This window comes from Mesorhizobium sp. USDA 3734 (assembly GCF_056279665.1).
Genome location: NZ_JBWCCW010000001.1, coordinates 376,716 through 392,180 on the forward strand (window position 1 = coordinate 376,716; position 15,465 = coordinate 392,180).

15 protein-coding genes are annotated in these 15,465 nt (G+C 63.9%); 8 read left to right on the top strand and 7 right to left on the bottom strand.

The features are described 5' to 3' along the window. Positions 1-2: 2 nt before the first annotated feature. The 5 genes from ACZ89F_RS01890 to ACZ89F_RS01910 are packed head-to-tail and all read right to left on the bottom strand — an operon-like array spanning position 3 to position 4,203. On the bottom strand, positions 3-842 hold the full coding sequence (locus ACZ89F_RS01890) for a hypothetical protein (protein WP_476090153.1): 840 nt from the start codon (positions 840-842) through the stop codon (positions 3-5). Then, positions 829-2,232, bottom strand: a complete 1,404-nt coding sequence (fliI, locus tag ACZ89F_RS01895; RefSeq protein ID WP_476090154.1) for a flagellar protein export ATPase FliI — start codon at positions 2,230-2,232, stop codon at positions 829-831. Before fliI ends, ACZ89F_RS01890 begins: the two co-directional genes overlap by 14 nt. Positions 2,233-2,235: 3 nt before the next feature. Continuing rightward, entirely contained in the window at positions 2,236-2,922 is a 687-nt protein-coding gene (gene flgF / locus ACZ89F_RS01900; RefSeq protein ID WP_476097194.1) for a flagellar basal-body rod protein FlgF, read from the bottom strand. Continuing rightward, complete coding sequence (locus ACZ89F_RS01905; protein WP_476090155.1) at positions 2,841-3,074, bottom strand: flagellar basal body protein; 234 nt, start codon at positions 3,072-3,074, stop codon at positions 2,841-2,843. Before ACZ89F_RS01905 ends, flgF begins: the two co-directional genes overlap by 82 nt. Before the next feature lie 7 nt (positions 3,075-3,081). After that, a complete protein-coding gene (locus ACZ89F_RS01910) occupies positions 3,082-4,203 on the bottom strand; it encodes a DUF1217 domain-containing protein (RefSeq protein ID WP_476090156.1) in 1,122 nt (373 codons plus the stop codon). Positions 4,204-4,351: 148 nt separating this feature from the next. Between ACZ89F_RS01910 and motA the strand changes: the two genes are divergently transcribed. Genes motA through ACZ89F_RS01940 form a run of 6 tightly spaced genes read left to right on the top strand, consistent with a single transcriptional unit; the run spans position 4,352 to position 9,191 of the window. Further along, positions 4,352-5,227: a flagellar motor stator protein MotA gene (motA, locus tag ACZ89F_RS01915; protein ID WP_476090157.1), complete on the top strand. Its 876-nt coding sequence runs from the start codon at positions 4,352-4,354 to the stop codon at positions 5,225-5,227. A 32-nt stretch (positions 5,228-5,259) separates the two neighbouring features. Next, positions 5,260-6,207: a FliM/FliN family flagellar motor switch protein gene (locus ACZ89F_RS01920; protein ID WP_476090158.1), complete on the top strand. Its 948-nt coding sequence runs from the start codon at positions 5,260-5,262 to the stop codon at positions 6,205-6,207. Positions 6,208-6,223: 16 nt separating this feature from the next. Continuing rightward, entirely contained in the window at positions 6,224-6,610 is a 387-nt protein-coding gene (gene fliN, locus ACZ89F_RS01925) for a flagellar motor switch protein FliN (RefSeq protein ID WP_476090159.1), read from the top strand. 44 nt (positions 6,611-6,654) lie between these two features. After that, positions 6,655-7,665, top strand: coding sequence for a flagellar motor switch protein FliG (locus tag ACZ89F_RS01930; protein WP_476090160.1), 1,011 nt, complete (start codon positions 6,655-6,657; stop codon positions 7,663-7,665). A 9-nt stretch (positions 7,666-7,674) separates the two neighbouring features. After that, entirely contained in the window at positions 7,675-8,757 is a 1,083-nt protein-coding gene (gene flhB / locus ACZ89F_RS01935; protein WP_476090161.1) for a flagellar biosynthesis protein FlhB, read from the top strand. Beyond that, on the top strand, positions 8,754-9,191 hold the full coding sequence (locus ACZ89F_RS01940) for a hypothetical protein (RefSeq protein WP_476090162.1): 438 nt from the start codon (positions 8,754-8,756) through the stop codon (positions 9,189-9,191). The genes flhB and ACZ89F_RS01940 overlap by 4 nt, the downstream gene beginning before the upstream one ends. Positions 9,192-9,235: 44 nt before the next feature. Here ACZ89F_RS01940 and ACZ89F_RS01945 read toward each other — a convergent pair whose 3' ends face one another. Together ACZ89F_RS01945 and ACZ89F_RS01950 are read right to left on the bottom strand one after the other, a co-directional pair. After that, positions 9,236-10,006 (bottom strand): helix-turn-helix transcriptional regulator, encoded by a 771-nt coding sequence (locus ACZ89F_RS01945; protein WP_476090163.1) that lies wholly within the window; start codon positions 10,004-10,006, stop codon positions 9,236-9,238. After that, positions 10,003-10,713, bottom strand: coding sequence for a helix-turn-helix transcriptional regulator (locus ACZ89F_RS01950; protein ID WP_183448947.1), 711 nt, complete (start codon positions 10,711-10,713; stop codon positions 10,003-10,005). The genes ACZ89F_RS01945 and ACZ89F_RS01950 overlap by 4 nt, the downstream gene beginning before the upstream one ends. Before the next feature lie 506 nt (positions 10,714-11,219). On the opposite strand from ACZ89F_RS01950, the gene ACZ89F_RS01955 reads away from it, so the two are divergent. Next, positions 11,220-14,129, top strand: a complete 2,910-nt coding sequence (locus tag ACZ89F_RS01955) for a M16 family metallopeptidase (RefSeq protein WP_476090164.1) — start codon at positions 11,220-11,222, stop codon at positions 14,127-14,129. Positions 14,130-14,192: 63 nt separating this feature from the next. Then, positions 14,193-15,386: a TMEM43 family protein gene (locus ACZ89F_RS01960; protein ID WP_476090165.1), complete on the top strand. Its 1,194-nt coding sequence runs from the start codon at positions 14,193-14,195 to the stop codon at positions 15,384-15,386. The last annotated feature ends 79 nt before the right edge of the window (positions 15,387-15,465 follow it).

A 15,465-nucleotide genomic window follows, 5' to 3' on the forward strand; every position in this document is an offset into this window, starting at 1 on the left:
GTTTATTTGGAGAGTTCGATCACCTGGTCGGCGGTAGTGACCATGACCCATTTGCCGTTGCGCTGCTCGATGGAGGCTACCTGGCTGGAGTCAGGCAGTATCGAGCCACGCTGGACGATCCAGAGGCCAGCATCATCCTCGATCATGGCGCGGCCATTGGCGACATGAACCATGCGGAATTTCGCCGCGTCGGCCGGAAAGGGTTGCTCATCGGGCGCAGGTGCTGGATTGGCGTCATCCTGCACGGTTCCCGTGGCAAGCAGATCGAGATTGGCCGCAGGCACGTCCTTTGCCGTCAGCGGCGCGCTGCGTTCGGCGACCACGCCCCCGCCCGCCCGTCCCGAATTGGTGCCGGTGCCGCCGAACTTCATCGCCTGGACGCCAAACTGGTCCTGGTTGAAGAAGATGTACCAGGGAAACGAAGCGCAGATCAGCCCGAGCGTGATGCCGAGCGCGGCAATGACGAGATCGCTGCGCCGGTCGGACTTCTTGTTCAGCCGGGGAAACTGCGCCTTTGGCGGCTGCGGCCATTCGGTGAGCGGGAACAGTCCGTCGATCAGCGACTCGCGGCTGGCCTGCGTCATCTCGGCAGCCTGCGCCTGGGGAGCCCGGGGCAGAGCGGGCTCGGCCGCCCTTTCCGGAACAGGATCGGCTCTGGCAGCCCGTGGCAGGGTTGGCTTTATGGCTCTGGCCAGAACGGCTTCGGCCTTGGCGGCTATGGCACGGGCAGCCTTTGCCTTGGCAGCTCGGGCTTCGCCAGCCCGGGTTTCCTCGGCGGCGTTGGCCTCGGCGATCATGTCGCGCAGGATGCGCTCGGTATATTCGCGTTCAGTCTCCGGCATCGGCGTTCAGCTTGCTCTTGAGGTGGCGGGCGAGGTCGGAGAACGGGTCGGCCGACGGGCGATCCTTTGGCGCTTGCGTCAGTGCCTCGTAGATCAGCGGCACCTGGCGAACGGCAATATCCAGTTCGGCATCGACGCCGCCCTGATAGGCGCCCAGCAGGCGGATATCGCGCGTGTCCTCGAAGCGCGAGATCATCGACTTCAGCCTTGTAACCAGCGCGCGCTGTTCGACGCTCCAGGCCTTGCCGGCCAGGCGCGATATGGACGACAGCGGATTGACCGGCGGATAGCGGCCCTGTTCGGCGATCGAGCGGTCGAGCACGACATGGCCGTCGAGGATGCCGCGCACGGAATCGGCGACTGGATCGTTGTGGTCGTCGCCGTCGACCAGCACGGAGATGATGGCGGTGATCGACCCCTTGCCCTCCGCGCCTGGCCCGGCGCGCTCGAGCAGCTTGGGCAGTTCGGTGAACACCGATGCCGGATAGCCGCGGGCGACCGGCGGCTCGCCGGTCCCCGTCGCCACCTCGCGCAAGGCGTGAGCGAAGCGGGTGATCGAATCCAGCACCAGGAGCACACGGTGCCCCTGGTCGCGAAAATGCTCGGCGACGCGCATGGCGGTATCCGGCGCCCGCCGGCGCATCATGGCGCTCTCGTCGCTGGTGGCGACGACGGCGACGGTCTTGGCCATGCTGTCGCCGATCGTGTCCTCGAGGAATTCGCGGACTTCGCGGCCGCGTTCGCCGATGAGCGCCACGACGACGGTGTCGAATGCGTCGGCGCCGGCAAGCATGGCAAGCAGCGTCGACTTGCCGACGCCGGAGCCGGCGAAGATGCCGAGGCGCTGGCCGAAGCAGAGCGGCGTGAAGATGTCGATGACCTTGACGCCGGTCATGAAGGCGGTGCCGACACGTTGCCGCGCCATGGCGCCGGGCGTCGTCTGCGCGCCGCTCGATGCATCGTCGCCCCTGACCAAAGGCGGGCCGCCATCGATTGCCCTGGTGAGAGCGTCGATGGTGCGGCCGCGCCACGAGGCATGCGGCGTCACCGCGAGCGGACCGCGGCGGAACACGGCATCGCCGATGCCGGCATCGGCGCTGCGTTCGAAGGGTGCCACGACGACCTCGTCCCGGCTGATCTTGACGATCTCGCCGCGGCGCGCGCCAGCATGGCCGCGCTGCTCGACAATGTCACCCAGCCGGGCAAAATCAGAAAGGCCGTGCACCTTGTAGTGCGTGGGCGTGACTTCGGTGACGCGGCCGCCACGCTTGAGCAGCGCCTCGGTGTCGGCGAAACGCCGCCAGACCCGTTCCAGCGCGGCCAGCCGGTCTTCCGGCGCCGGCTGGAGCTGTCTTTCGGGTGCGCGCAGGGATGGCTGGTCGAGCAACATGGACTATTTCGAGCCGAGCGTCTTGATCGCCTCGTCGGTGGAGGAGTCGGTCTGCCGCATCAGGGCGGCGGTGTTCTCGAAGGCACGCTGGACCATGATCAGCCGGGTGATCTCCAGCACCGGATTGACGTTGGATTCTTCAAGAAAACCTTGCGCGACGCCAATATCGGAGCGATCGGTGACAGGCTCTGGCGTACGCGCCGGAACGATGCCGGAATTGCCGTAGCGGACGAAATTCTCGCCCGGATCGAAATTGTAGAGACCGATGGAGCCGACAAGCTGATCGTTCTGGCGCAGCGAACCGTCGGCCCCGGCCTTGGGCGGACCGTTGCGCGGGTCGAGCTGGATCGGCGAGCCGCCGGCATCGAGCACCGGGTGGCCCTCGATCGACATCAGTTCGCCGTTCTCGTTCATCGAAAAGCGTCCGTCGCGGGTCATGACGGTGCCGACAGGCGTCTCTATGGCGAACCAGGCATCGCCCTGAATGGCGAAATCGAAGGGATTGCCGGTCTCGCTCAAAGCACCGTGAGCGCCGGAAAGATAGGTCTTGCCAGAGGAGGCGAAAGACACCGATTTCGGTCCGGTGCCGGACACGACGTCCTCGAATTTCACGCCGGTGGCGCGAAAGCCGATCGTCGAGGCGTTGGCGACGTTGTCGGCGATCGTGTCGAGGCGGCGAAAGACACCGATTTCGGTCCGGTGCCGGACACGACGTCCTCGAATTTCACGCCGGTGGCGCGAAAGCCGATCGTCGAGGCGTTGGCGACGTTGTCGGCGATCGTGTCGAGGCGGCGCTCGAGCGCGATCTGCGAGGAAAGGGCGACGTACAGGCTGTCCCGCATGATGGTTTCAGAACCTCAGTTTCTGCATGGCCATCATCAGGTCGGTGGAGATGCCGACCGTGATCGGCTTGGCAAACAGCACGCTGACCGAACTGACGGCCGACGAAGTCGGGTTGTTGATCTCGTACATGCTGGTGAAGCGAGTCAGAAACTTGCCGAGTTTCTCGGGGTCGGAGAAATCCGAGATGTCGAGTTTCTGCTCGAACAACTGCGCCTGCTTGTCGACATCGGCGGTGGCGAAGGAATCGGGCAGGCCGAGTACGGTGCGCACGACGCTGGCAAGCGCGGTGTCGGCCAGCACGTCGTACCAGTTGGTGATGGTCGGGGCCTTGCGGTCGAAATAAAGCGCCAGCCGCACGCCCTGGTTGGTCTGGCCGGCATCCTCTTCGAGGGTCTGGCGCATGTATTTGTCGACAGTCGGTTGCTGCGCCGGATTGATGGTGGTGGTGTTCGCACCATAAGCTTCGAAATTGAAGGCGGACGCGAGCGCGGCATAGGTCTTGTCCGTCATCTTGTTGGCAACGCTGTCGGGGTCGCTGACGCCACCCTGCAGTACCTGCTTGATGAGATCCTTGTCCTCCGTCGTCGAATCGAGACCGAAAGACGCCAGCGCGTATGTGTAGAGCCGGTTGTTCGACATCAGATCATCGATCGACTTCACCTTGGTGATGTTGGCGAGATAGTATGTCGTCTCGCCCTTCACATAGTCCGAATCCGGATCGAGGCCGGCGATTTTTGCCTGCGCGGCGTAGTTCTTGGTCACCATCTGCTGCGTCTTGTTGTAGATGGTCGCATCGGCGCCGTTGGCGGCGAAGTTGAAGGCGGTGACGAATTCGGCGTAGCGCTTGTCGGTCAGCTTGTTGGCGAAGCTGTTGGGATCGGAGACGCCTTCCTTGAGTGCCTTGACCATGAAGGCCTTGGCGTAGTCCATGTCTTCGAGCCCATAGGCCTTCATCGCATATTTGAACAAACGGTCATTTTTGACGAAATCGTCGATCGATTTCACCTTGGTGATGTTGGCGAGATAATATTTGGTATCGCGATCAACCACGGGCTGCTGCTCGATCCTGTCGATCGACTTGGTGATGTCCTTGGTGATCAGCTGGTAGCTGGTAAAGGTATTAAGCAAAGACGTGCCTCCGGCCGAAGCTAATGTCGGCACAATATCCCTACTTCCTTGCGCGAAACTGAATCGGATCCGGTGGCTTCGATTCAAGCCTCACACAAGGCACGGGGACTATCCCTTGCTTCCGATGTGAAATGCGGAAGGACCTTTCGTGGGCATTCTGATTGGACTGGTGGTTACGCTCGGCTGCGTCCTTGGCGGCTTCATGGCCATGGGCGGCCATCTTCACGTGCTGGTCCAGCCGTGGGAAGCCGTGGTCATCTGCGGTGCCGCGTTCGGCACGTTTCTGGTGGCCAATCCGATGAAGACGGTCAAGGATACCGGCAAGGCCATCCTCGAGGCGTTCAAGCAGGCGGTGCCGAAGGAACAGAACTACCTGGAAACGCTGGGCGTGCTGCACAGCCTGATGCGCGAGTTGCGCTCGAAGTCGCGCAGCGAGGTCGAGGCGCATATCGACAATCCCGAGGAATCGGCGATCTTCCAGGCCTTTCCGACCGTACTCAAGAATCACGATCTGATGAATTTCATCTGCGACTACTGTCGCATCATCATCATCGGCAATGCCCGCTCGCATGAGATCGAGGCGCTGATGGACGAGGAAATCCAGACCATCAAGTCCGACAAGATGAAGGCCTATCACGCAATGGTGGCGGTCGGGGACGGCTTGCCGGCGCTCGGCATCGTCGCCGCCGTGCTCGGCGTGGTCAAGGCGATGGGTGCGCTCGACCAGTCGCCGGAAATCCTCGGCGGTCTGATTGGTGCCGCACTTGTCGGAACGTTCCTCGGCATCTTCCTGTCCTATGCGGTGGTCGGGCCGGTCGCCACCAAGATCAAGACGGTTCGCGAGAAGAACAACCGCCTCTACATCATCGTCAAGCAGACGCTGCTGGCCTACATGAACGGCGCGCTGCCGCAGGTGGCGATTGAGTTCGGCCGCAAGACCATCTCATCCTATGAACGGCCGACAATCGACGCCGTAGAGCAGAGCACGATGAACACCGGTGCCGTCGAAAAGAAGGCCGCCTGAACGATGCGCGACAGATCGGTCCCAGCATTGTCATGACCAGTCCGGGCAGCCCAGCGGAAGCGCGCTCGCTGATCATCGAGCGTTTGGTCGGCGATAGCGGCGAGGCCGCCCAGGTCATCGATGCTGGCCGGGCCATGGCCGAGCGCGCCGTGCCGCTGCTGCAGAAAAGCCTGACCGGCGAGCTTGGCGTCCCGGTCATTGTCGATCTCAAGGCGGTTGAGGTCAGCCGCGTTCCCGAAGCACGTTCGCGCGCCGGCGACACGTTCGCCCTGACCGTCGTCAGCTCGTCCGTGTCCTCCGATGCTATGACCCTGGTGATCGATGCTCCGGCGATCGCGATCATGGTCTGCACGCTGTTCGGTGGCGATCCGGACCTGCCGGTATCGCCAATCGAGCGCGATCTGTCGCAGATCGAAACCGATGTCTCGACCATGGTGTTCCAGCAGGTCGCGCAGGCCCTCAATGGATCGGGAAAGCGCTCGCTCGACCTGCGCCTGCCGGCGCCGCGGGCAATGTCGGGCACCGAGGCGAAGCGGCACGTGCTGCGCGACGGCGCGGCGATCCGTATCGTCCTTGGCATCTCGACGCCGGCCGACAGCGGCACCGTTACCGTGACGATGCCGCAGCGTGTCGTGCTGGCCAGCCGCGACGGGGCTGTCGCCGTCAGCGACGACGATCACGGCCCCAGCTGGCGCGCGCGCTTTTCGGAAGAAGTGATGCGCTCCACGGTAGCACTCGAGGCCACGATGCCGCTGGCCCGGCTGACACTCGGCGACCTTGCCGGTTTCGAAATTGGCCAGGTCATCGAATTCGAGGAAACAGCGCAGTCGCAGGCGCGTCTCAGCGCGCGCGGCAAGACGCTGTTCGTGTGCGAGTTCGGCAAACTGGGGCAGAATTACACCGTCCGGATCAGGCATCCCTACGATGCCGGGCAGGACTTTATCGAAGCGCTGATGCCGGCTTCCGCCGGCCGCGCCTGACATTTGGAGACGACGCATGGCCAAGACCAAGGTGGAAGCCGACCTCGACCAGCCGGACGAGCAGCTCGACCGTGCCATTGAAGAGTTGCGCGGTGTCCTGCATGAAGAGGAGCAACGCCCTGATGCGGCGTTCAGGGCCGCTTCCGGTGCCAATTCGAGCGTCATCATGAACATCCCCGTCGATGTCCAGATCATCCTCGGCAGCACCGAGATGCCGGTCTCCGAGCTGATGGCGCTGCAGAAGGGGTCGACGGTGGCGCTCAATCGCCGTATCGGCGAACCTGTCGACGTCGTGGTCAACGGCCGCAAGATCGCGCGCGGCGAGATCACCGTGCTGGAAAGCGATCCGTCGCGCTTCGGCATCAGGCTGACCGAAATCATCGCCGGCACGAAGGTCGCCTAGGACATGGGTTGCGGAGCTTGCGGGTGGCAGCGGAGGCAAGTGGGATGACGACGCCGGTGACCTTGACCCGCGCGCAGAAGGCGGCCGCCATCTTGGTGGCGATGGGCAAGCCGTCGGCCAGTCGCCTGCTGAAATTCTTCAAGCAGGAAGAACTGAAGGCGCTGATCGAGGGCGCCCGTCTGCTGCGGACGATTCCGCAAAGCGATCTCGAGCGCATCGTCGCCGAGTTCGAGGCCGAGTTCACCGAAGGGGCGGGATTGCTCGATTCCGCCGACAGGATGGACACCATCCTCAATGAATCGCTGTCGCCCGAAGAGATGAGCGCGATCATGGGCGACAAGAGATTCGAGGTCGCCCCGGAAGGCCCGCCGCCGATCTGGCCCGAGCTCGAAAAACTCGAGCCGGCGCGGCTTGGTGTCTTCCTGGCCGGCGAGCATCCGCAGACCGCGGCCATGGTCTTGTCGAAGCTCGCGCCGCAAGTGGCGGCGAGCGTACTGTTGACGTTGACCAAGTCGACGCGCGGCGAAATCATCAAGCGCATGGTGACGATGGCCAATGTTCCTGAAGCCGCAAGCAGGATCGTCGAAAACCGGCTGCGCAGCAGTGTGCTGACGGAAACCTCGACCAAGGATACGTCGGCCGGGCAGGCGCGCGTCGCCAGCGTTCTCAACGAACTGGACAAGCCGCTGCTAGAGGAGGTCATGCAGGACCTGGAAGCCGCCGGCACGCCCGATCTCGATGGCGTCCGGGCTCGTCTGTTTGCCTTCGACGACCTGCCGCTGCTCACCCAGAAGGCGCGGGTGCTGCTGTTCGACGGACTGTCGACCGAACTGGTCACGCTGGCCCTGCGCGGTGCGCAGGCGGGACTTGCCGAGTCCGTGCTGTCGGCGATCGGCGCGCGGTCGCGGCGCATGATCGAAGCCGAACTCGGACAGGGATCGGAAGGGGTTCCTCTCGCCGACATTACGGCGGCGCGCAAGACGATCGTGACGACGACGATCCGGTTGTCACGCGAAGGCGCCTTCGAACTTCCCTCGACCCAGAACGCCGCCTAAGACCGCGCCATGGCTGATGCGGTCGACAAGGATTCGAAAACCGAAGAGGCGACGGAAAAGAAGATCCGCGACACCATCGAACAGGGCAAACTGCCCCATTCGCGGGAAACGGCGCTCCTTGCGTCCTTCGTCGCCATACTGGTGTTCACCGTCTTCTACGCCAAGGACGCCGTCATCGACCTTGGCATGTTCCTGTCGATGTTCCTGGAGAAGCCGGAAGCCTGGCCGATGGACACTGAGACGGACGTCATCGCGCTCTACAAGATCGTCCTCCTCGAGGTTGGCCGCGCGGTCCTGAGCTTGATGGTGCTGCTGACCGTCGCCGGTGTCGGCGCCTCGGTGTTCCAGAACATGCCGCAATTCGTCGGCGAGCGGGTCCGGCCGCAACTCTCACGTATTTCGATTGCCAAGGGCTGGAACCGGCTGTTCGGCATCCAGGGTTGGGTTGAGTTCGCCAAGGCGCTCGGCAAGGTCGGCTTTGCCATCCTGGTGCTCGCTTTCACGCTGTCGGAAGACCACCGCAAGCTGCTCGCCGGGATGATCACCAATCCGGTCGCCTTCGGTCTCGTCATCCGTGGCATCGCCGTCGACATCCTGGTGGCGATCGTCTTCGTCATGGGGCTGATCGCAGCAATCGACATCGTCTGGTCGCGCTTCCACTGGAAGCAGGACCTGCGCATGAGCAAGCAGGAGGTCAAGGACGAGTTCAAACAGTCCGAGGGTGACCCGATCGTCAAATCGCGGCTGCGCTCGCTGGCGCGCGATCGGGCGCGCAAGCGGATGATGGCGGCGGTGCCGCGCGCGACGCTGATCATCGCCAACCCGACGCACTTCTCGATCGCGCTGAAATATGTTCGCGACGAGGACTCGGCACCGATGGTGCTGGCCAAGGGGCAGGATCTGGTTGCGCTCAAGATCCGCGAGATCGCACGCGAACACAACATCCCGATCTTCGAGGACGTGGCGCTCGCCCGCTCCATGTACAAGCAAGTTTCGGTCGATAATGTGATCCCGTCACAATTCTATCAGGCCGTCGCCGAACTGGTGCGGATCGTCTACTCGAAAAAGGCTGAGCGGAGACAGATTTCATGAACCGCCAACCGCACGCAAAATCCCGCGAGATCATCGTCGCCAGCGCCATCGAGCAGGTGGTGGGGGAACTGAGGCTGATCGATGTCGCCGACTACATTGCCTTCATCCGGCTGGAGCATTTCGCCTGCCTGTCGGATCTGGTCGATTCAGCGGTGGAGCTGTTCTTCATGCCTGGCACGCTACGGCTTGGCCATGGCGGCGAGGCGCATGTCGACTGGAGCGGCAGCCCGCGCATCGTGCTCGATCTGGAGCTGAGGCCGCCCGGCGTCACCGTCTATTTCCAGCTGACACTGAGCGAGCTCGGCGCTTCGGTGGTGGTCAACTACGTATCATTCGAGAAGCCGGGCGAAGACCCCGAGCACAACACGGCGCTGCTCGAGGCTGTGATCGAAGAGGCGCGTATCCGCAAGGCCGAACCGCTCGCTTATCGCTGACATCGATCGCTTCCTGACAGCCGCTGAAAGATCCTCGAATTGTCCTATTCGATCAGGCCGAGCCGCAGCGCCTTGGCCACGGCCTGGTTGCGGTTGACGGCGTTGAGCTTCTGGGTCGACTGGGTCAGATACTGGTTGGCGGTGTGCACCGACAGCTTCAGCAGCCGCGCGATCTCCTCGCTGGTGTTGCCATTGGCGGTCAGCTTCAGGCATTCGAGCTCGCGCTTGGAGATCGCGCGCATGCGGCCGGCATCGACCGGACGGATGCGGGCGACGGCAGCGAACAATGAAAAGCAGCGGGCGTGGATCTCGTAGAGCGCGTCCTGCGGCAAGGCGATCTCCGAGCCCAGGAACACGACAAGGCCGCATTGGCCGCGGTCGGCGTGGACGGGGAAGGCGATGCCGCTGGTGCCGGGCGCCAGCGCCGCCATCTGCTCGGTCCAGGCGAGATTGCCGAACATCGCCGCCATGGCGGCGACACCGTCATCGGCCCACCAGCGCGGTTCGGTCGAGATGCGGGTGTGACGCACGATCTCCTCGCCATTGGCGCCCGAAATGAACTTTGTCGCCACCGCGATCCCGGGATAGTCGGAATCGAAGCAAGGAACGAGCCGTGCCCGTTCGGGCGAGGGGCTGACGAAGAACAGGCCGAAAGCCGAGGCGCCGATGTCGACGGAGATCCAGCGGCAGCGGCGCACGGCATCGGGAATGGTGACGGCGTGATGGGTTTCGGAGCTGAGCGAGAAGGCGCCGAACGGATTGCGCTGTTCGTTGAAAAGGGCTTCGGCAGCCTCCTTGATATCGGCGTGTTTCAAATGATGCCGCTCCTGATCGCCGTGGCGATGGCCATCGCCCGGTTGCTGGCCGCGAATTTCTGGATGGCGTGGGTGATGTAGCTGTTGACGGTGTTGGAGGAGACGCCAAGGATGACGGCGACCTCGTCGGTGGTCTTGCCCTCGGAAACCCAGAACAGGCATTCGCGCTCGCGATCAGACAGCGGATCCTGCATGGCGGCGGCGGCAATCAATTGTGGGATATGCGAGAGCGCGTAGCAGCATTTCAGCTGCGCCCTCATCAGCGCCGGCTGGTCGATGCCGCCGGCAGTCGCCGCCGAGAACAGCGCGAACAGTCGCTGGCGGCCGACATTGAGGCGCAGCGAATAGATCTCAGCATGGCCGAGCACGTCGAGAAGGCGCGCCTCTTCGCCGGTGATCAATCCGTCTGCTTCGGGTGCCTGAGATGCTACCAGCGGCTGGGGACGGATGCCGGGCGCGACGGTGAGCGCGCCTTGCGCAAGCCCGGCGATCAGCCGCTTGCCGATCAGCTCGATGGCATCGAATATCCAGTTGGACGAGACGATGCGCGCATCGTTGCGGTCCTGGTCGTGGACGATGGCGACCAGCATGTAGCTGTCGGCACCGATCTCGGCGGTCAGTTGCATGAAAAAGCTGGTCAGATCGCCGCGCGACGTCAGGCGCGAGCCCAATGTATCGGATTGAAGTAGCGCGGCGGGACTGCTCATTCTTGTTGCTTTTGGCCGGAATCGCTTCTGCTGTCCGGATGCTGGAAGCCAGCCGCCGAACCCGAATACGCATTACTTTGACGAAGACACACGCGTGGCGCAGGGTTGCGCCAACCAGATCCGAATCCATTCAGGGAACGCGAAGCCGTCCGCGTCTGGTGCCGGAAAAACTCCGGAACAAGAGACTTTGGGTGGTCGCCGCGCCCCCCAAGGACCGGCTGATTCGGGTCTAATCTACCCGCAGTTGAATCCGACATCAAACGCGATTTGACAAAATCGAATCCAGTGGACTCAGGCGCGACTCAGAGGCGGGAGCCAAGCCCCTTCGCTGCTCCGGGGTCGCTGAAGCGCCGACACGAAAAAGCCAGACGTTGTTGCAAAGCTGCCGTATCGAGGACCGATCGATTCCGATAGGTTTTCGCCGACCGGCAGGGATGGGCATCCCTTCGATCGGACTGGGCGAGATGGGTGGCGCTTGTTCGCGGCCATCGGCATGGGGGGTGATCATGAAGCGGGTTTTCCTGGCGTTCACGGTGGTGCTCGCGGTTCTGAGCGGTGCGTGGGCTGCAGCATCCGCGCCGGCCGAGCCAATCGTCACCTATGCACTCGACAACGGGCTGCAGGTGGTGCTCGTGCCAGACCATCGCGCGCCGAAGGTGGTGATGAACCTGCGCTACCGCGTCGGCTCGATGAATGAACCGGCGGGACGCTCGGGTTTCGCGCATCTGTTTGAGCACCTGATGTTTTCCGGCACACCAGCTTGGCCGAACGTGTTCGGCGCACACGCTGCACTCGGCAACGAGATCAATGCATGGACCACCGAGGACGGCACCGTCTACTATGTCGATGGGCTGTCGTCGTCGCTGCCGATGATCCTGTCGCTGGAGGCCGATCGCATGGCCAATCTCGGCCGCTCGGTAACACAGGCCAAGCTCGACCTGCAGCGCTCCGTGGTCAAGAACGAGATGCGCCAGAACGTGCTCGACAAGGCCGGCGCATCCGGCTGGGAAGCCTTCTGGTCCGGGCTGTTCCCGAAGCCGCATCCCTATAGCCGCATGGTCATCGGCTCGGTCGCCGACCTCGATGCGGCGACGCTCGACGACGTGCGCGGTTTCTTCAACACCTACTACCTGCCCAACAATGCGGTGCTGGTTCTGGTCGGCGACCTCAAGGTCGACGACGCCAAGGCGCTCATTGCCGATACGTTCGGCCTTGTGCCGCGCGGCGCCGGCGTGGCGCGGCCGGCAGTGCCTGAGCCGACCCAGGCGCGGCTCAAGCTGGTGCTCGAGGATCGTGTGCCGAGCCCCGTCGTGGTGGTCGGCTTCAGCGGCCCCGCGGCGCAATCATCGGACAATGGCGCGCTCAGCATCGTCGCCGAACTGCTCGGCAATGGCGAGTATGGTTTCTTGCGCAACCGGCTGGTCTCGGATCAGGGCGTTGCCACTTATGCCAGCGCGAGCTGGACGGGCGGCTTGCTCGGCGGCCGCTTCACCTTCGAGGCGGGTGCTGCGGCAGGCGTCACGCCCGAAACGCTCGAGAGCGCGATGAAAACGGCATTTGCGGATTTTGAGAAGACGCCGCTCGATCCGGCTGACGTGGAGCGCGCACGCAACGGCATACTGCTGGCGACGCGGCTGGGCAGCGAGGCGCTGAAGGATCGCGCCGGCACGGTTTCCTACAGCGCCGACATTCTTGGTGACGCCCAGAGCGCGCTGGTCGACGATCCGCGCGTCAAGAATGCCAGCGTTTCGGATATCGAAGCGACGATGAAGCGGCTGCTGAAGCCGGAAGAGGCCAGCGTGCTGGTGTTGAAACCCGGCCCGCGCGGCGGCTACCCCGACGCGCTGATCGGATCGTCGGGCACGCCGCAACCGTTCACCGCGCCGGAGCGGGCAGCCATCGACATCCCGAAACACGCGGCCGGAGACGCGCCTTCGGCGGTGTTGCCGGCCATGGAAACGGCGACGCTGTCGAACGGTATCAAGCTCGTCCACTACACCATGCCGGAAGCGCCGATGGTCTATGTGGCGGCCAGTGCCCAAGGCGGCTGGAACAGTGTGCCGGAAGGCAAGGAAGGGCTGCTCGAACTGGCAGCAAGCATGGCGACGCGGGGCGCTGGCGCGCGCGGTTCGGCGGACTTCGCCAAGGCGACCAGCGATATCGGCGCCGGCATCGGCTACCAGGCCGGTTATCTGACCACCGCGATGACGCTCGGCGTGCCGCCGGAAAAGCTCGATCAAGGCATTGCGCTGCTTTCCGACACTGTGCTGAAGCCGCGTTTCGACAAGGCCGACTGGACGGTGCTGATGGCGCAGACCGTCGACTGGCTCAACGGCCGCGAGGCGGATTTGCCGGGCGTTGCCGGCCGCGTGGCAAAGGCGGCGCTCATTGCGCAGGTTCCAGGCAAAGCGGCTGTCGACTGGTCGGCAAAGGCGCTGGCCTCGATCTCGCTCGACGATGCGAAGGCCGCCTTCAAGACGGAGTTCACGCCGAAGGCGGTGACGTTCTACAGTGTCGGTCCGATGCCGGTCGCAACTGTCGCTGCAAGTCTCGAAAAAACGTTCGGGACTTGGGCGGATGACGCCGCCGGCTACATGGTCGAGCCATCGCCGGCCGCACATTTCAACGGCGGCCAGAAGGTGCTGCTGGTGCCGGAACCCGGCGCCAGCCAGTCGGCGCTGTTCGTGGCACGGCCGGCGCCCGGCACCGACGAAAGCGAGCGCGCGGAATCGACCGCGGTCGCCAATCTGCTGGGCGATGATTTTTCCAGCCGGCTGAACTCGGTGATCCGCGAGGAGAAGGGCTATTCCTATGGCGTGTCGAGCTATCTGTTGAGCCCGATGAAGGCCGGTTCAGGGCTGGTGGTGGCAACCACCGTCGAACGGGCCAATACCGGTCCGGCGATCACCGAAATACTCAAGGGCTTTGCCGGCTTGACCAGCTTGCCGGTGGCGCAGGACGAGGTTGACCGCACGGTGACCGTCTATCGCCGGGCGCTGGCTGGGTCGGCGGAAACCTCGGCTGGCCTGTTCGGTTCGTTGATCGGTGCCGTCGGCTCCGGTTCGACGCTGGAGGACCAGCAGAGCCGGATGACGGTGCGCACGAAACTGACGCTCGACGCGGTGCAGAAACAGGCACTGGCTTTGTCGTCGCTCGATCCGTCGCTGATCGTCGTCGCGGGCGACCCGGATGTGGTGATGCCGCAGCTTGCCGCCATCGGCCTTGGGGATGTCGAGATCGTCAAGCGCGAGGATGAAGGCGAGCAGACGGCGATGCGAGCGCTTGACCTTCTTGGCGGCAAGCAGCAAGCCCCGCTGTCCGCATCGCCATGGCGGATCGGTGACGGCGGCACGACGCGGGCGGTGCATTCGTGTACTTCAGCCAGGGATTGCGGCGCGCAGATCCACGCCGATTGATCGGTTCCAGGCGCGGCCACCGGCCGCGCTCCAATTTTAGCACCAGTGGTTTCGGGGGAAACAATGAGCGATTCATTTCGGGAAGTTACATCCGTCTCGTGGTTCGGGCGGATCAAGCGTGCTGTCGGTGGGGTGATCTTCGGCCTGCTTTTAATCGTGCTGATGGTGATCGGGCTGTTCTGGAACGAGGGTCGCGCGGTGCAGACAGCACGCTCGCTGGCCGAAGGGGCCGGCGCCGTCGTTTCGGCCAGCGCCGACAGCGTCGATGCCGCCAATGACGGAAAGCTGGTGCATGTCAGCGGCCCGGTGACGGCCGACAGCGGTCTCGCGGATCCGGATTTCGGCATTGCGGCGCAAGGGCTGCGGCTGTCGCGCAGCGCCGAGATGTACCAGTGGAAGGAAGAGTCCAAATCCGAGACCACCAAGAAGCTTGGCGGCGGCGAGGAGACGGTGACCACCTACAGCTATTCGAAGGTATGGGACGACAGCCAGATCGACTCGTCGGATTTCAAGAAGCCGGACGGCCACCAGAACCCGCCGATGGCGATCCACAGCCGGACCTTCCAGATACCGCAGGGCAAGCTCGTCGCCTTCGATCTCGACACGCCGGTGCTTGATCGCATCGAGGGCGACAAGGCGTATGCGCTGTCGTCCGATCAGTCGGCCGCGATCAAGGCCGCCTATACCGGGGCAAAGCCGCTCAGCATCGTCGACGGCAAGATCTATCTCGGCGCCGACACGACAACGCCGGCGCTGGGCGACTATCGCATCGGCTACGAACTGGCGCCGCTCGGCGTGGTAAGCATCGTCGCGCGGCAGGCCGGCAGCCGGTTCGAACCTTATCAGACAGAGGCGGGCGATGCGTTGCTGATGGTCGACACCGGCACTGTCCCGGCCGACAAGATGTTCGCCGAGGCGGTCAGTGCAAACACGCTGATCACCTGGCTGCTGCGCGCCGCCGGCCTGCTGTTGCTGACTATCGGCTTTGCCCTGTTCCTCAGCCCGATCGGCGTGATCCTCGACGTCATCCCGTTCCTCGGCAGCATGGCGCGGATGGGAACCGGCATCATCGCCTTCTTCCTGGCGATCCTGGTCGGTACGACGACGATTGCCATTGCCTGGTTCTGGTATCGGCCAGTTCTGGCGGTGGGCATCCTGGCGGCCGGCGTCATCGCGGCGGCGGCGGTCTACTATCTCGGCCGCTCGCGCAAACCGGCCGCGCCAGTTGTCGCGCCCAGCGTTGGCGCCACCACCTGATCGCGAGAGCCGGGCGGCGCTGCCGCCCGGTCCTGGTGGTCTTATGCCTGTCGTTGTCCCAAAACCGCTACACACTTTT